Origin of the sequence: Planctomyces sp. SH-PL14 (genome assembly GCF_001610835.1) — a bacterium.
Classification (GTDB): Bacteria; Planctomycetota; Planctomycetia; order Planctomycetales; family Planctomycetaceae; genus Planctomyces_A.
The window spans coordinates 4894077-4910938 of sequence record NZ_CP011270.1; the positions used below are offsets into that span (position 1 = coordinate 4894077).

The 16862-nt window shown below is 66.8% G+C and carries 12 protein-coding genes; 6 read left to right on the forward strand and 6 right to left on the reverse strand.

Annotated features, from left to right (window positions below):
• Nucleotides 1–454: 454 nt before the first annotated feature.
• Complete coding sequence (locus tag VT03_RS18675) at nt 455–733, forward strand: hypothetical protein (RefSeq protein ID WP_156514603.1); 279 nt, start codon at nt 455–457, stop codon at nt 731–733.
• Between the two features lie 477 nt (nt 734–1210).
• On the forward strand, nt 1211–2305 hold the full coding sequence (locus VT03_RS18680; protein WP_231870473.1) for a hypothetical protein: 1095 nt from the start codon (nt 1211–1213) through the stop codon (nt 2303–2305).
• A 369-nt stretch (nt 2306–2674) separates the two neighbouring features.
• Here VT03_RS18680 and VT03_RS18685 read toward each other — a convergent pair whose 3' ends face one another.
• The 6 genes from VT03_RS18685 to VT03_RS18710 form a co-directional block, all read right to left on the reverse strand.
• On the reverse strand, nt 2675–3523 hold the full coding sequence (locus tag VT03_RS18685; RefSeq protein WP_075094384.1) for a hypothetical protein: 849 nt from the start codon (nt 3521–3523) through the stop codon (nt 2675–2677).
• An 80-nt stretch (nt 3524–3603) separates the two neighbouring features.
• Nucleotides 3604–4176, reverse strand: a complete 573-nt coding sequence (locus VT03_RS18690; RefSeq protein ID WP_075094385.1) for a chlorite dismutase family protein — start codon at nt 4174–4176, stop codon at nt 3604–3606.
• 29 nt (nt 4177–4205) lie between these two features.
• A complete protein-coding gene (locus VT03_RS18695) occupies nt 4206–5105 on the reverse strand; it encodes an ABC transporter ATP-binding protein (protein WP_075094386.1) in 900 nt (299 codons plus the stop codon).
• Nucleotides 5102–5938, reverse strand: a complete 837-nt coding sequence (locus VT03_RS18700; protein ID WP_075094387.1) for an ABC transporter ATP-binding protein — start codon at nt 5936–5938, stop codon at nt 5102–5104. The genes VT03_RS18695 and VT03_RS18700 overlap by 4 nt, the downstream gene beginning before the upstream one ends.
• Nucleotides 5939–6017: 79 nt before the next feature.
• A complete protein-coding gene (gene ntrB, locus VT03_RS18705; RefSeq protein WP_075094388.1) occupies nt 6018–6797 on the reverse strand; it encodes a nitrate ABC transporter permease in 780 nt (259 codons plus the stop codon).
• A gap of 109 nt (nt 6798–6906) precedes the next feature.
• Nucleotides 6907–8148 (reverse strand): CmpA/NrtA family ABC transporter substrate-binding protein, encoded by a 1242-nt coding sequence (locus tag VT03_RS18710; RefSeq protein WP_197489000.1) that lies wholly within the window; start codon nt 8146–8148, stop codon nt 6907–6909.
• A gap of 1272 nt (nt 8149–9420) precedes the next feature.
• Here VT03_RS18710 and VT03_RS18715 point away from each other — a divergent pair.
• The 4 genes from VT03_RS18715 (at nt 9421) to VT03_RS18730 (ending at nt 16833) form a co-directional block, all read left to right on the forward strand.
• Entirely contained in the window at nt 9421–10155 is a 735-nt protein-coding gene (locus VT03_RS18715) for a response regulator transcription factor (protein WP_075094390.1), read from the forward strand.
• 477 nt (nt 10156–10632) lie between these two features.
• Complete coding sequence (locus tag VT03_RS18720; RefSeq protein WP_075094391.1) at nt 10633–12159, forward strand: APC family permease; 1527 nt, start codon at nt 10633–10635, stop codon at nt 12157–12159.
• Between the two features lie 70 nt (nt 12160–12229).
• Complete coding sequence (locus tag VT03_RS18725) at nt 12230–14308, forward strand: serine hydrolase (RefSeq protein ID WP_075094392.1); 2079 nt, start codon at nt 12230–12232, stop codon at nt 14306–14308.
• A 626-nt stretch (nt 14309–14934) separates the two neighbouring features.
• A complete protein-coding gene (locus VT03_RS18730) occupies nt 14935–16833 on the forward strand; it encodes an AMP-binding protein (protein WP_082846342.1) in 1899 nt (632 codons plus the stop codon).
• Nucleotides 16834–16862 lie beyond the last annotated feature (29 nt).

The window sequence follows — 16862 nt, forward strand, 5'->3', positions numbered from 1 at the left end:
CGGCACCCCGGTGGCTCGGGTCTGCCGCGTACAAAAGTTATGCCGTCTTCCGGGGCGGTCCCCGGGCTGCGGTTGGGGGCCGCAGGGATCTGCGCGGGCTGCGGGACGACGTCGTGGCTACGGCATCGGTGGCGCCGCTGTGCAATTGCCTGAGGTTCGGGTTGAGGCCCAATGAAGAAGACCGGCGCGGCCCGCGCGATTCGCGTTGACACGGCGACGCGACTCTTACGAAAACGTCACGTCGTCGAGGGTCGCGGCGGTCGAGGACAGAAGTGTGGAGACGGCGTCTCCCGGCAGAAAACCGCCGGGACTCGACGACGAGGAGCAAATTTCCGCCGGGTGTCCCACCCATTCCGAGTTGGCCGGGACTGCGTCTCGGCAGTGGACCTTTCCATTCGGAACGGGACTCGTTGAAGTACGGTGGACCGAGGGATCGGAGGAGAAGGAGTCAGGCGTGTCTCAGCGGATGCGGGACGAGATGAGTGATCTGGAGGACCGGCTGCGGATCGTCGAGGAGCGGCTGCAGCGGCAGGGGCGGGTGATTGTTTTCTGCCTGGCGGCGATTGTGCTGCTGATGGTTCTGGTCCTGATTCCGGGTCTGGCGGGGTTGTTGCGGCTCGTTGTTCTGAGCATTGCGGCGTTGTTTGCGGTGGTCGTGCTGGTCTCCGGAACGATCGTGGGGCTGGAGTGGCTGAACTCGAACGATACCCGACGGAAGCGGTCGGATTCGTAGTCGCTCGCGTGCTTGCCGGCGCGGCTTCCCTAGCTCAATCCCAACGTGCCACGGCACGTCTGGGGTCAAGGGGCCAAAAAACAATACAGGCCCCCTTGCCGCCGGAGGCACTTCCATGAGGAACCGTGGTACACAACGGATTTCCGTTCTGTGGTACCGGCGTTGAGAACTCACCGCTCGCTGTGGACTCCCTGCGGGTTGATGTGGGGGCATACGGCACGTTGTCCGCGCTTGGACACGTGCTCCTTCAGACATCTCTCGACGAGACGGCCTCCGGCGGGCAAGAGGGCGTCGCCCCCTTGCATCCCCCACCAGGGGTGCCCCCTGGACCCCGGTGCGTCAGTTCCTCCTTTTTAGTTTTTTTTGCCAACACTGTGATCGATTTCTCCGTACACGGCGTTGGAGGGAGTGCGCTCGACGTTTCGTCCCTCCGACTCGCAACCGCCGGATTCTTTCACCTGGGGGAAGGCTTCAATCATGCGGCAGACAGAAGGCTCGTCCACGCTGGAACTTGAGGCCACTCCCCGGAAGACGTCCCGCCCCGCTCCCGCCCACCCCCGACCGGAACCGATCGCGCCCGCCGCCCCGGACTCCGGCTGGGAAGACGCCTCCCCCTTCGGCCTCCAGGCCCTCCGGCGAGACGAACTCCAACTCCTCAAAGAAGATGCCATCAGCTGGCTCGCCATGGCCCTCTCGGTGCGCGGCACGCGGGCCCAGATCCGCGACCCGCAGTTCGTCGCCAAGATCCTCTCCTGGTATCGCGACTGGGTCGACGACTACCAGGTCGTCCACCTCATCGAACGCTCGCTCTGGATCAACGGCCACAGCGACCTGGTGATGACCCTCACCAAGAACCCGAGTCAGATCGCCGACAACCCGCCCAAGGCGATCATGGAAACCCTCGCCCGGGCCCACGTCATCCATCCCCAGGCGACGATCTACTACGGCGTCCCCCTCTTCGGCGACGAAAAGACCGCCGACGGTCTGCCGATCCCGCTCACCGCCGCCGAGGTCCGGGCCGAGCACGCCCGCCGGATCAAGGCTGCCCAGACGCACGCCCTTCGCTGGGGCTGGTTCTACCGGGCTCTCCTCCGCGGCGTCCGGTTTCCCGCCGCGTGCGGCCGCTTTGCCGGGCGTGTGTGGCAGGGGGGGCGGAACGTCGTGCAGGGTGTCGTCGACTACTGGAAGCAGATGCGTCTCGACTCCCGCCGCCGCTGCCGGGCGATGACCCGCGCCCAGATGGAGTACAACCGCTTCGGCCGGAGCTGGACCCGGATTCCAGAGCACACGACGACGCTCGGCTATCTCGCCGCCGGGACGGTCGAGCTGGCCCAGATTGCCCAGCATCAGATCGAGCAGCTCATCCTGCCGGCGACGGTGGCGGGGATGGCGGGCGGGGGCTTTTCGATTGCGAGTCTGATTCCGACGTTGATCGTCCCGCTGACGGTGATTCCCTGCGACCCGTTCCTGTTCATCGAGTTGCCCGACGAGCCGTCGAAGCTGCGGTTCTTGGGTCACTGGTACTGGCAGGGCCAGGTGTTGGGGAAGCAGAAGCTGCATTTGCATGTGTGACGAAGACATGGCTCGAACACCGTCCATGCCGGCACAGCATCCATAGCTCAAACCCAACGTGCGACGGCAGCCGGGGTCAAGGGGGCAACCCCTTGCCGCCGGAGGCGCTTCCATGAGGAACCGTGGTAAGTAACGGGCGTCCGTTTTGGGCAGCCGGCGTTGAGGACTCACCGCTCGCTTTGCAATTCCCGCGGGTTGGTGAGGGGGCATACGGCACGTTGTCCGCGTTTGGACACAAACTCCTTCAGACATCTCTCGACGGCCAGGCCTCCGGCGGGCAAAGGGGCGTTGCCCCTCTGCACTCCCCACCAGGGTGCCCCTGGACCCGGTTGGGCCAGCGATGTTGGGGCCGCTTTCGCCAGATGCCGGCTACTCCCCCTCCGGCCGCGATCGCCGCACCTCCAGCTCATCCACCCACAACGTCTGCTCCTGCGGCAACAACCCCGGACCAAAATACGGCGTGAGCAGGAACTGGTTGAACTTCATCCCGGGAAAATCGACCGACCGCAGAACCACATCGCTCCGGTCCACCACCAGCCGTCCATCAAACCAGCCCCTCACCACGCCATCCGCCCGCGGACGCATCGCGCCCTTGTCTAACGTGTTCAACCGAAACTCCGCCTCGATGCAGTGCCATCGGTCGTCCGCCAGCAGCTTCTCTTTGCTGTCGAACATGGTCCCGTTGTAGCCCCCGCGGAGCGGCCCCTGCGTCAGCCCGTTCGGCTGGTCCTTGTTCTGAATATCCTGCGCCGCCAGCCGCAGATGCCCGTTCCACGGCTCGATGTAAACGGTCAGATGACTCGCCGCCGGACCGGCGTAGGGCGCGTTCTCCGTCGTCATGAAGTGCATCAGGTGCGGATGATAGTCCCGTCCCGTCCACCGGAAGTCTTTCGACAACCGCCAGTGACACTTCAGGTAAACCGACTCGGACGGCTCGAACCGATGCCGCAGACCCGAGGAACTGTCCGGGACCGTCCCGCGAGGCGCCCAGTGGTATTCGATCGCTCCCGCGCCGGACTGCGTGTCGACCGACGCAATCCGGAACTTGTCCCCGTCATACCATCCCCGCTTGAGCAGCTCGCCGTCGTCGAACGCCTCACGGAACAGGACGCCCGCCCCCGGCGGCGCGGGGACCTGGTCCTGGGCGGACGAGACACGGTTCATCGCGGCGAGCGCGGCCAGGACCACCGGGATCTGCAGCAGGAGGGGACGCAGCATCGAAGCCTCTCGGATCCGCGACCATCGTCGACGGAGAAAACAGGCATCGCGACCGTCGCGCGCGAAAGACGACGCCGAGTTCAGCTGGAGACCGCCGGATCGTAACACAGGCGGAGATCGATCTCCCGCTCGACATAGGCCCATTCGGGCGTCGCTCGAAGCTCGGCGACCAGATCCTCGAACAGGCCCGCATTCTCCGGGGCGTAGTCGAATAGCGTGATGAAGTCGAACTCCGCCGGCTCTCCCAGGTCACGACAGTGATGCAGCCTCCGGGCCACGGCCGGCAGCGACTGGAGGCCGATCCGGATGTGCCGCGACTGCTCCTCAAAGATCTCCCGCCGCTCCTCCTGCGTCAGGCTCCACCACGCGGCGGTTTTGCGGATCGGAATGATCGCGGTCCGCGTCGCCGACTCCCGTCCGAGCGCCGCCTGCTTCCCGATCAGCTCCGCCTTCTCTCTCCGCGTGACGTACCGCTCATGGCTGGTCACCCCCTTCAGAACCCACGCCGCACCGGGAAACAACGCCCGCTCGCCACCCGCTACGACCTCGACCCGCTCGACCAGCGGAAGCGGCGCGCCACAGACCGTCGACATCAACTCCACGACGAAGCGTCCGGCGGGACCGCCGGCGAAGTGGAACAACCGGCTCGACATCGGCATCTCTCGATGTAAGGCGGAGAGGCTCAGCTGGCAGCACAGCACGAGACCAGCGGTTCCCCCGCGACCGGGACCGGTTCGCTGCGGAACACGGCCGCCGGCGCCGCGGGCTCGACGTCGGTGGTTTTCTTCGGCGGCCCGTGGGCCTGTCCTTCGAGGAAGCCGACCAGTCGCTCCCGCAGGACGTAGTACTCCGGCGCCTCCATCACCTCCTGCCGCCGGCGGGGCCGGGCGAAGGGGACGTCGAGGATATCCCCCACGCGGGCGTGCGGACCGTTCGTCATCATCACGACCCGGTCCGAGAGGTAGAGCGCCTCATCGACATCGTGCGTCACCATCACGGCGGTCCGGCCGTCGGCATTGAGCAGATCGGTCAAGACGTCCTGCAGCTCATACCGGGTGAGCGAATCGAGCATCCCGAACGGCTCGTCGAGGAGCAGGATCTTGGGATGGAGCGCAAACGCCCGCGCCAGTCCCACCCGCTGCCGCATCCCCTGCGACATCTCGTCCGGGTACTTGTCGATCGAGTCCGCGAGGCCAACGCGGCCCAGCATTTCCGCCGCCGCCTCGCGACGGAGCCGGGCGGGTGTTCGCGGCTGCACCTGCTCGATGCCGAGCACCACGTTCTCGAGCGCCGTCATCCACGGGAGCAGCGAGGGAGCCTGAAAGACGACTCCGCGGTCCGGCCCCGCGCCGTCGATCTGCCGGCCGTCGAGGATCACGCCCCCGGTGGTCTCTTCCAGCAATCCGGCCACGATCGACAGGATCGTTGACTTCCCGCACCCCGAGTGGCCGATCAGGCTCACGAACTCCCCGCGGGCCACGTTCAGGGAGAAATTCTCGACGACCCGGACGTTTCCGGTCGGTCCGTGAAAGTCCTTGGCGACGTTCCACAGTTCCAGGTAGCGATCGTTGGGCTCGGTCACCGGAGGGCTCCTGCCAGAGTCGAGGTCGGTTCGTGAGAGATCGGCGGGCTGGCCAGAGGCGGCCGCCGGCGGCCCGTGGTGAGCAGCCAGTCGGTCACTTCCTTGCGGATCCGCTTGAAGGCGGGATCGTGGTTCAGCGCCTTACGGTCCCGCGGCCGGTCGATGTCGACGGGGAACGACGGCCCGAGCGTCGCACCCGGACCGATCGTGAGCGGGATGATCCGGTCCGCCAGCAAGATCCCCTCGTCGACGTCGTTCGTGATCAGGATGATCGTCTTCCGTTCCTGCTGGTGCAGCCGGGCGATTTCGTCCTGGAGGTTCCCTCGCGTCAGGGCGTCGAGAGCGCTCAGCGGCTCGTCCAGGAGGAGGATCTGCGGATCGATCGCCAGGGCCCGGGCGACCGCCACCCGCTGCCGCATCCCGCCGGAGAGCTGCCGCGGCAGCTTGTCTCGGGCGGGAGTCAGGTTCACGAGGGCCACGAAGCGGTCGATGTACGCCGTCCGCTCCGCCCGGCTCCACTTCGGAAAGACCTGGTCCACCGCCAGGCCGATGTTCTCGGCCACCGTGAGCCACGGCAGGAGGGAGTAGTTCTGGAACACCACCCCCCGCTCGGGCCCCGGGCCGGTGATCGGCCGCCCGTCGAGGGCGATCACGCCGCGGTCCGCCTGGAGCAGACCCGCGATGAGCGAGATGAGCGTCGTTTTCCCCGACCCCGAGAATCCGACGATGGCGACGAACTCCCCGGGCTCGACCGTCAGGTCGATCTCCCGCAGGACCTCCACGCGCCCCGTCCGGGTTTGGAACCCCTTGCCGACGTGCTTCAGCGTAAGCATGTTCTGACTCCCGGAGACTGGCGGACGCAACACCAGGTCTTCTGTGACGGAAAGCGGACGACTGAGGACTAAGAACTCTTCAGGCCGTGCGGAACCGCTGCTCCACCAGGCTCATCAGCCGGTCGAGGACGAACCCGATCAGGCCGATCGTGAGGATGCAGAGGAGGATGTGTTCGTAGATCAGGCTGTTGTATTCCTGCCACAGGAAGCCCCCAACGCCGGGGCTGCCGGTCAGCATCTCGGCCGCCACGATCACCAGCCACGCGATCCCCAGGCTCAAGCGGTAGCCGGTGAACATGTAGGGGAGGGTTGCGGGGATCATGATCTTCCACAGCATCTTGGTCCGAGAGAGCTTCAGGACCTTCGCCACGTTGAGGTAGTCCTGCGGGATCGCCCGGACGCCGACCGCGGTGTTGAGGACCGTGGGCCACATCGAGCAGACGGCGATCGTGAAGACCGCCGCCGGCTCGGACTTGGAGAACAGGACCAGCCCCAGCGGCAGCCACGCCAGGGGTGAGACCGGCCGCAGGATCTGGATCAGCGGGTCGAGCATCCGCGAGGCGGTGGCCGACATCCCGAGCAGGAACCCCAGCGGCGTCCCGATCAGGATCGCCAGGAAGTACCCCTTGGAGACGAGGATGAGCGAGTACCAGGCGAACCGCAGGATCCCCTGGTCGAGCTCGCCCCGCTTGGCGAACGGTTCGAGGACGTAGGTCTTGCTCGCCACCCAGGTCTGCCAGGGAGAGGGGAGCGTCGGGGCCCAGGTTGCGGAGGTCACGCTCCACAGACACAGAACGATCGCGCAGCCGATCAGGGGGAGGATGAGCCAGTCGAGAGGAAACCGCCGGAGGTTCGGCATGGTGAACGTTCCGATGTGCAGGAGGCCGAGAGGAAGCGGAGCGCGGATCGGGGAACAACGTCGTGAAAGTCGCCCGGCCGTCGATCCGGCCGGGGCATCGAAGGATCGCTCAACTTTCCTTGCGGCTGTGGACGGCGAACGACATCGCGTAGTCCTCCGGTTTGGCCGGGTCGAAGGTGATCCCGTCGAAGAGCGTTTCCGGAGCGTTGTCGGCCCCGCCGTGGGTGTACGACAGCTCCTTCATCGCTTCCTCGTAGAGGTCGGCCCGGAGGACTTTTTTCGCCACCGCGTCGTAGTCCGGCGCGGCGTCGAGCATTCCCCACCGCCGGAACTGCGTCAGCCACCAGACGGCGTACTTGGCCTGCGGGTAGTTGCAGTTCCGCTGGCTGAAGATCATGTAGTTCGGGTCCTGCTTCGTCCGGCCGTCCCCGTAGTCGTACTGGCCCAGCAGCCGCCCCAGGATCACGTCGGAGGGGCAGTTGATGTAGGTCGGGGCGGCGACGATCCGGCACAGCTCCTCGCGGTTCCCGAGGTCGTCGAGCCACTGGCTGGCGAGGTGCAGCGCCTTGAGCACCGCCTTGACGGTCTTGGGGTTCTTCTCCGCGAACTCCTCGGTGAAGGCGCACACCTTCTCCGGGTGGTCCTTCCAGATCTCCTGCGTCGTGATCGAGGTGAAGCCGATCTCGGACTTCACGCTCAGGGCGTTCCACGGCTCGCCGACGCAGAACCCGTCCATTTTTCCGATCTTCATGTTCTGAACCATCTGCGGCGGCGGGACGGTCGCCAGCGCCACGTCGCGGTCGGGATTGATCCCCCCGGCGGCGAGGTAGTACCGCATCCACATCGCGTGCGTCCCGGGGGGGAACGTCATCGCAAAGGTCATCGGCGTGCCGGCCGCCTTGGCCTCCTCGACGAGCGGCTTGAGTGCCTTGGGATCGGCCTGGACCTTCCCCTTGAGGTCCGCCTTGAGCGTGATCGCCTGCCCGTTGCGGTTGAGGAGCCAGGGGATGACCATCGGCTTCTTGGGAGCCCCCAGCAGGCCGATCGTCGAGGCGATCGGCATTCCGATCAGCATGTGCGTGGCGTGGATGTCGCCGTTCGAGAGGGAGTCGCGGATCGCGGCCCAGCTCGCCCCCTTGGTGATCGTGGCATTGATCCCGAACTGCTTGAAGAACCCCTTCTCGTGGGCGATGACGATCGGCGAGCAGTCGGTCAGGGCGATCATCCCGAACTTGAGGTCCGAGATCTCGGGTGCGTCGCTGGCGGCCGGCCCGGCGACCGGCGCGGGCCCGGCCTCGCCACTCTTCGCCGAAGGAGTCGCCGAAGTCGCACCGCCGCAACCCGAGGTCACGGCCGCCGCCCCGAGAGCCCCCGCCGAGAGGGCGAGAAAACTGCGTCGCGAGAGCGGGGCCGGGGGTTGGGATGCGCTCCCTGGGGAGGTGGCTTCGGAACGTCGGGGACGAAGGGGCGAGGCAGGGCGGTTCATGATGTCCAGACGAAGGAGAAGGTTGTTCGAGACGCGCCGCGGCGCAGGCTCGAAACGCAGTGATGTTGTTCATCGCCCACGGATCCGCCGTTGTGCGCGGCGGGCCGCGGTCGTGGAGAAAGGCTGGAACGATCGAGTTCCCAGTGGATCCGGACGAACGCCACCGGACCGGATTCGGGTCGACACACTTCTCGCCAGAATGCGTGTCCCCGTGAGAACCGCACGACCTCGGCGCGCACCCCATGCGCACTTCGGCAACACGCCTCTCGAAACAGATCGGGTCAGACGGGATTCGTCGCGTTCAACCTGCCGCGACATGGAGAAAGCCCGTGTTCCGCCTCAACGGGCGGACCGCGCGGTTCCCTCTGCCGGCAGGGTGGCGACACTCGTCAGCCACCGAGGAAAGGAGGCCATCAGCAGACAATCGGCAATGCGATTCAGCCCCGGAGCGTAGGGGCAGGCATGATCCCTCGCTCTGCACAGAGGGTGCCTCGTTGCGGGACGGGCTGGAATCTTTTCGGGTAACCGAACGCCCCGCGGCGGTGTGACCACTTGGGGCGGAACCGGTCTGTCGAGAAACGTCACACGAATGCCGACAAACCGCGCAGCATCCTGCGGGATCTCTTCATCACTCAGCCGGTGGCTCGCCTTGGCTTCTCTGTGTTTCCCCATGCGCCCGCGCAATTCGAGCGAGATGTGGTCCCGCTTGGCATGGTTCTTCCTGCGCCGCTTGATCGCAGAGACCCGAACAGGTTCTCTGTCATTGTGCGATCGGATGCCCTGGCCATTCTTCTCGCCTGCCAGGAGCGAACCTCCGAACGCCTCGGGCTGACCCCGCCCGACCCGGGCTCCAGAAGCCCGGTTCTCCGAAAGACGCCGAAGTCGTCCGCGGGATCCTGCGCGACACGAGTCCGTTCGTGCCTGTCCTGACCCCGCCGACGCAGACCGCATCTCGCCCGAGCTCCTCGGCGGTCTGCACCCGTTTCCGGACGGGACCTTCGCCGCACGCAGTCACCCCACTGGTCCGGTTCCCGGAGCGGCATCCGATGTCGTTGGACACCGGCGGCTCCGCGGCTCCCGGTGTCGGCCCAACCCGCCTCGATCCCCCGATTCATCGGCTCCTTGCGAGCTCGCATCATGGTCATGTCCACAACCCCCTCCTGGTCCCCCACCATCTATTGCTCCCTCGCGGATGAGACGCTGCGGCGGGCGCTCGTTCCGCGGTTGGCGGAGTTCGGCTGTCCTGTCGAGGAGGTGGGGCCGAGTCTCGCCCCGTCGCGGATTCCGGCGGAGCGGATCGGCTGTCTGCTGGTCGACGCCCGGCGGGACGAGGGCGTGGCGCTCGACCTCTATGCCGATCTCCTGCGGCAGGATCGATGGCTCAGCGCCGTCTTCCTGGTCGACCGACCGGAGTTGCCCTCGACGAGCCATCCCTTGCGGACGCCGGCGGTCCCGTCAGGGTGGAGGCCGCCGGGGCGGGGGTGGAGCGGCGCGGTCGGGGTTGTGGAGACGATGGAATGGAACGCGTTCCAGTTCCAGATTCTTCACGCTCTGGAAGCGGGGCGGCGATGGGACTGGCTGTTGCAGAACGACCTGTGTCTCGACGCCCGGATCCGCCGCCTGAGTGCGACTGATCAGGAGACGCTCGACATGGTGCTGGAGGGGGTTCCGAACAAGGTGATGGCGTCGCGGCTGTTCATCACGCTGCGAGGGGTCGAGCTTCGCCGGCAGCGGATGCTCCGTCGTCTCGACCTTCGTGATGCGGCCGAATTGATTGACCGGACGGTGCAGCGGCGGATTCTGTCGGAGGTGGCTGTGCTTCGTAGCGCTGTCGGGAGGGAGCAGCCGCCGGGAGTCTGCTCGGGGACATAGCCGGCTCAAACCGCGTCCTTGCCGGCACGACTCCGGTAGCTCAAACCCAACGTGCCACGGCAGCCTGGGGTCAAGGGGCCAAAAAACAACACAGGCCCCCTTGCCGCCGGAGGCACTTCTACGAGGGACCGTGGGACACAACGGATGTCCCCCTTTGCGGGACCAGCGTTGAGGACTCATTGCTCGCTTTGCAAGCCCCCCGTGTTGGTGAAGGGGCATCCGGCACGTCGCCCGCGCTTGGACACGGACTCCTTCAGACATCACCCGACGGCCAGGCCTCCGGCGGGCAAAGGGGCGTTGCCCCTCTGCACTCCCCACCAGGGTGCCCCTGGACCCTGATAGGGCAGCGACGTTGCGTGCGCCTACGCCCGCCGTAAGATGGCGAGACGCTCAAGTTGTGTCGCCACACCCATCATTCCTCTACCGGACCTCCGCCCCCTCTCCGCGGCGGCCCGGCCTCCCGGTCGGCGGATTCTCATGAGCAGCGCGGCGCCCCCCTCCGCACCGTCGTTCACCAGCGACTCCCCCGCCTCGCCGGGACTGCTCCGGGTCCTCGGACCCGGAATGGCCATCGCCGTCGTCGTCGGCAACACCATCGGCTCCGGCATCTTCGCCAAGCCTGGAATCATCGCCGCCGAAGGGGGCTCCTTCCCCCTCATCATCTCCGTCTGGCTGGTCGGGACCGTCCTCTGCGTCCTCGGAACCCTCTGCCTCGCGGAACTCGCCGTCATGCTCCCCCGGGCCGGCGGCCTCTACGTCTACCTCCGCGAAGCCTACGGCGGCACCACCGCCTTCCTCTTCGGCTGGCAGAACCTCCTCTTCAACCGCCCCGCCTCAACCGGAGCCCTCGCGGTCATCTGCGTCGGCGCCCTCGGCCATGCCCTCGGCAAACCGTTCCCGGTGCCGGTCGCGGTCCTCATGGCCAGCAGCCTCGTCCTGGGCCTCTCCGCCATCAACATCGCCGGAGCTCTCTGGGGAGGCTGGGCCCAGGCGGTCACGACCATCATCAAAGGGGGTTTCGTTGCCTTCGTGGCCCTGTTGCCATTGGCCATGGAAGCCCTCGGCTACTCCGTCCTCGACGCCGCCCGGTTCTCCGAACGGGTCACCCCTCTTCAGCCCAGCATGGCGGCGCAGGCCGCGGCGGTCCTGCTCGCGGTCCTGTGGGCCTACAACGGCTGGGAAGGGGTCGCGCCGGTCGCCGAGGAGATCCGCAACCCCACCCGCAACATCCCGATCGCCCTCTTCGGCGGCATCGGGATCCTGGCTCTCCTCTACCTGGGGGCGACGGTCGCCTACCACTCCGTCATCCCGATGGAAGAGATGATTGTCCCCGAGAACCGCCAGCACGTCGCCGAGCTGATGGTGAAGCGGCTCCTCGGCCCCGTCGGCGGAACGCTGATGTCGGTCGGGATCATGCTCAGCACCCTGGGGACGATCAACAGCAACCTGCTCCTCTACCCCCGCGTCACGTACGCGATGGGCCGCGACGGCTCGTTCTTCCCGATCTTCGGCGAAGTCCACGTCCGCTTCCGCACCCCCGTCGCCGCCATCCTGCTCCAGGCAATCATGACCGTGACACTCATCACGATCTCGGCGGTCCTGATCGAGTTCGTCCCCTACTTCCGGAACCATTCGATCTTCAACCTGCTGACCGACAGCGTCGTCTTCGCCTGCAGCATCTTCTACGCGCTGGCGGTGGGGGCGGTCGTCGTCCTGCGGCGGACGCAGCCGGACGTGCCGCGGCCGTTTCGGACGCCGTTCTATCCGGTCATCCCGATCGCCTACCTGCTGGTCAACGCCTGGTTCCTGTACCACGTCTTCCTCGGCCAGCCGGTCGAGGCGGTCGTGGGACTGGTCCTGATCGGCCTGGGTCTGCCGGTCTACTGGTGGTTCCGGTCGCGGCAGGCGACCTCGGTGCCGGTCACGGTTGTCGAGCCGACCCGGACCGTCGATCCGATCGAGAGCGAGCCGGTCGCGGTGGCTGCTCCGACGGCGCCGATGTGACGTCCGCGTCTCAGGCGCTCGGCCGAGTGAGCGATCGAAGCAAGTGAGAACGACAGCACAGGGAGCAGCGATGCAGCAGACGCGACGCGTTGGGACCGTGGAGACGTTGGGATCGGACGCGGAGGAAACCGCCGCGGCTCGGCAGGAGCCTCGCCCTCCCGTCGGAACGAAGCGAATCTTCGCGATCGCGCTGGTCTGCCTCGCCTCACTGGCCGGCACCGCCCGGGCCGACCTCGCCGGCGTCCTGACCCCGCTGATCAGCGCTCACGAAGGGGAAGTCGCGGTCGCGGTCAAACACCTCGCCAAGGGAGACGAGTTCACCCACCGGCCGACCGAGACGATGCCGACCGCCAGCCTCATCAAGCTCGCCATCCTGGTCGAGGCCTACCGCCAGTCCGAGGCGAAAACGCTCGACCTCGCCAAGCTCCTCGACCTCCGGAAGGAGGACATGGTCCCCGGCTCTGGAATTCTGACCGACCACTTTCCCGTCGGGACGAAGCTCTCGGTCGAAGGGGCGGCGCATCTCATGATCGCCTTCTCGGACAACACGGCGACGAATCTCGTCCTCGACCAGTTCGGGATGAAGGCGGTCAACGAGACAATGGCGGGCCTCGGCCTCCCCGAGACCCGCGTCCATTCAAAGGTCTTCCGCCGCGATACGTCGATCGATCCCGACCGCAGCGTCCGCTACGGCCTGGGCAGCACGACCGCCCGGGACATGCTCACGCTGCTCGAAAAGCTCCACGGCGGAACGCTCGTCTCGGGGCCCGCCAGCGAGGCGATGCGGAAGCACCTCGCCGCCTGTGACGACAAGCTGAAGTTCCCCCGGCTGCTCCCAAAGGATGTCAAGGTCCTGCACAAGACCGGCTCGGTGGCGAACGTCCGGACCGATGCCGGCTGGATCGAGACCCCCGCCGGACCGATCGCCCTCGTGGTCCTCACTGCCAACAACAAGGACACGAGCTGGGGGGACACGAACGCCGGCGACCTGCTGTGCGCCAAGGTGGCCCGCGCGGCCTACGACCACTTCAACCCGCCGTGGGTGGCCCCGAAGACTCCGACCGATCCGCTCAAGGTCGGCAGCTCGGGGCCGCTCGTCGAAGCCCTTCAGAAGTCGCTCAATGCGAAGCTCGGCGGATCCGCTCCCCTCTCGACGGACGGCGAGTTCGGCTCCGCGACCGAAGGGGCCCTGCGGAAGTTCCAGACGGAGGCCAAGCTCCCGGTGACCGGGATCGCCGACGCCGCCACGCTCGCCGCCCTTGGTCCGCTCCCGTCAGAGCCTGAGCCGGTTCCTGATCCGCAGACCGTCAATTCGGAGACGCTTCCGAAGGCCCAGCCGGACAGTCTCGACGGGATGCCATTCGTCACCTGCCGGACCTGGGTGATCGTCGATTCCAAGACGGGGGAGGTGAAGGGGGGGCACCGTCATGAGGAGCCGGTCGACATCGCCAGTACGACCAAGCTCATGACTGCCTGGCTGGTGCTGAGCTGGGCTTCGGAGCATCCGGAGGTCCTTGATGAGCAGCTCACGTTCACCGAGCGGGCCGATGGAACGGTCGGGTCGACCGCCGCCGTCCGCGCGGGGGAATCGGCGTCGGTTCGGGAGATCCTGTATGGCCTTCTGCTGCCGTCGGGGAACGACGCGTCGGTTGCGCTCGCCGAGCACTTCGGCCATCGCTTTGCCGCGAAGGAAGACGCCGACAAGGATCCGCTCGACCTGTTTGTGGCCCGGATGAACAGCGAGGCCGAGAGGCTTGGGATGTCCCGTACGCACTTCATGAATCCGCATGGTCTGACGCACAAGGAGCATAAGAGCAGTGCGCGGGATATGGCCCGGCTTGCGGAGAAGGCTCTTTCGCTTCCGATGTTCCGTGACTACGTGGGAACGCGGCAGCGGGGGTGTACGTTGAAGGGGGCGAACGGGACGACGCGGAACATTGTGTGGAAGAACACGAACGAGTTGTTGGGAATTGAGGGCTATTTCGGGGCCAAGACCGGGACGACGGATGCGGCTGGTGCGTGTCTTGTTTCGGCGAGCCGCCGGGGTGAGAAGGAGCAGATCGTGGTTGTTCTTGGCTCGGCCGCCTCGGCCGCGCGGTACACGGACTCGCGGAACTTGCACCGGTGGGGCTGGTCCAGCGGGAAGTAATTACGTCTGAACCGGGTCCAGGGGAACCCTGGTGGCGTGCAGGGGCCACCCCCTGCCCGCCGGAGGCTTGGCTCGTCGGGAACCGTCGGCAGGAGCACGTGTCCAAACGCGGACAACGTGCCGTATGCCCCTGCATCAATCCGCGGGGATTCCAGAGCGAGCGTGGAGTCCTCAACGCCGGCTTCACAAACGGGACATCCGTTGCTGACCGCGGTTCCTCATGGAAGTGCCTCCGGCGGCAAGGGGGCCTGTGTTGTTTCTGGGCCCATTGACCCCAGACTGCCATGGAACGTTGGGTTTGAGCTATCGCGCCGTGCCGGCAAGGACGGTGTTCGAGCCAGGCGACCTGAGCGGTTCGGCATGTCCCACCGTCGGATTCAGTTTGACCTCGTCACTCCCCCCGCGAAGAATGGAGGTGCAGCCGTGAAGCTTCTCCCTTGAGTTCGCTTCCGGCTCCCTACCAGTCCCTGACGGTGATTCACAATCGCCGGACCAGGCCCCCTGGGGCGAATGGCCCGGCGACATTGATAACCAGTGCCGCGGTCAAAAGCTGGCACCCTGCCAGCCGGATCTGCTGCGGCCCATCAGGCCGGTTCGAGAGGCCGGCCGGAGAGAGCAGGTGCCGCATGGTATCGCTCCCCAATCCCGCCACCGGTCGGAACGGCTCGCCCCCGTCGCACTCCCCGCAGACGGCCCCCCCCGACCTCTCGCTCCCGGCGCACCGCATCGGCGGGTCCTGGCTCCCCGGCTGGCTCGAACTGCGGAACGTCGCCAAGTGGTGGTCCAACGGACACGACACCCGCCCTTGGCTCTCGCATTACCCCGACGGCATCCCGGCCTCGCTCGCCTACCCGCAGCAGCGGCTCGGGTGGCTTCTCCACCAAGCGGCCGAACGCTTTCCCACCCGCGTCGCCTGCCACTACTACCACGAACAGATCACCTACGAAGAACTGCTGTGCCGCGCCCAGCGGCTGGCTGCCGTCTTCGTCCGCGAAGGCCTGCAGCCCGGAGACCGCGTCGGCGTCCTCCTCCCGAATCTCCCGGAAACACTCATCGCCCTCTTTGCCACCTGGATGGCCGGGGGCGTCGTGGTCTCGCTCAGTCCGCTGATGGTTGCGGAGGAAATCGAAGGCCTGATGGCGACCACCGGCTGCCGGTTCGTCGTCACGCTCGACGTCCTGACCCCGCTCGTCAGCCAAGCGAAAAAGCCCCCCGAGCTGATGATCGTCACCACCCTGACGGGACGCCTCGGACGGCTCGAAGGGCTCGGCTACGCCTGGATCCGGATGCGCAAGATCGGCTTCGGTATCCTCCATCCGCACAGCCGCGTTCTCCGCTTCGACGAGGCGATCGAAGGGGCCCGGGTCATCCACAACGCCTCGACGGTCGACGGCACCGGGATCCACGACCCCGCCTTCATCCTCCCCACCGGCGGAACGACCGGTAAGCCCAAGGCGGTCACGCTCTCGCACCACAACCTCATCGCCCAGGCCTGGCAGCTCGCCCACTGGTCGCGGGGGCATCACGGGGAAGAAACGATCCTCGCGATGCTCCCGTTCTTCCACAGCTACGCCCTCTCGAGCATCGTCATGATGGGAACGGCGCTCGGGGCGAGCCTCGTGATCCACCACCGCTTCCGCCCCGCCTCCGCGGTCCGGCTCATGGAGTCCCACCGCCCCACCATGTTCCCCGCGGTGCCGGCGATGCTCGCGGCCCTGAACTCCAAGGTCCTGCGCCGCCGGCGGCACGACCTCGGCTCGCTCCGAAAGGTCATCTCCGGCGGAGCGGCACTTCCCGCCTCGATCGCCGAGGAGTTCCACGAACACTCAGGGGCGACCGTGGTCGAAGGCTACGGACTCTCGGAAGCGGGACCGGTGACGCACGTCGGTCCGCTCGACGGCTCGGCGATCCGCGGAACGATCGGCCTGCCGATCTCCGACACCGACGCCGCGATCGTCGACGCCGAATCGGGAACCGAACTCCAGCCGACTGGCAGCGTCGGCGAACTCCTGGTCCGCGGCCCGCAGGTGATGCTCGGCTACTGGGACAACCTCGCCGCGACGGCCGAAGTCCTGCGGGACGGCTGGCTGCACACCGGCGACCTCGCGACCTGCGACGAACACGGCTTCTTCAAGATCGTCGACCGCAAGAAAGACCTCATCATCACCTCCGGGTTCAATGTCTACCCGGGCGATGTCGAGGAAGTCCTCCGAACCTATCCGGGAGTCAAGGACGCCGCCGTCGTCGGCGTGCCGGACGACCAGCGGGGCGAAGTCGTCAGCGCCGTGCTGGTGGTCGGATCGGCGAAGGAGTTCCGGCGGCGGGACTTTGACGAGTTCACGAGACAGAAACTGGCGGCCCACAAACGTCCGCGGATCGTCGAGGTCCGGGAACACGACCTCCCGCGGAACTTCCTCGGCAAAGTGTTGCGGCGCGAGCTGCGGTCGGACGCTCCGGCCAGCCCGGCCAGCCCGGCCGCCCACGACGACGCACCGGCCGAAGGAGGCGGCAACGGCAAGCCGTAACGCCGCCACCGGTCGATGAAAGGCCGAAC

What these genes read in the sequence shown, in the direction of transcription:
- VT03_RS18685 (WP_075094384.1), bottom strand. Translation starts at nt 3,523, where the DNA reads ATGCTGCGTCCCCTCCTGCTGCAGATCCCGGTGGTCCTGGCCGCGCTC.
- ntrB (WP_075094388.1), bottom strand. Translation starts at nt 6,797, where the DNA reads ATGCCGAACCTCCGGCGGTTTCCTCTCGACTGGCTCATCCTCCCCCTG.
- VT03_RS18700 (WP_075094387.1), bottom strand. Translation starts at nt 5,938, where the DNA reads ATGCTTACGCTGAAGCACGTCGGCAAGGGGTTCCAAACCCGGACGGGG.
- VT03_RS18680 (WP_231870473.1), top strand. Translation starts at nt 1,211, where the DNA reads ATGCGGCAGACAGAAGGCTCGTCCACGCTGGAACTTGAGGCCACTCCC.
- VT03_RS18715 (WP_075094390.1), top strand. Translation starts at nt 9,421, where the DNA reads ATGGTCATGTCCACAACCCCCTCCTGGTCCCCCACCATCTATTGCTCC.
- VT03_RS18690 (WP_075094385.1), bottom strand. Translation starts at nt 4,176, where the DNA reads ATGTCGAGCCGGTTGTTCCACTTCGCCGGCGGTCCCGCCGGACGCTTC.
- VT03_RS18725 (WP_075094392.1), top strand. Translation starts at nt 12,230, where the DNA reads ATGCAGCAGACGCGACGCGTTGGGACCGTGGAGACGTTGGGATCGGAC.
- VT03_RS18730 (WP_082846342.1), top strand. Translation starts at nt 14,935, where the DNA reads ATGGTATCGCTCCCCAATCCCGCCACCGGTCGGAACGGCTCGCCCCCG.
- VT03_RS18720 (WP_075094391.1), top strand. Translation starts at nt 10,633, where the DNA reads ATGAGCAGCGCGGCGCCCCCCTCCGCACCGTCGTTCACCAGCGACTCC.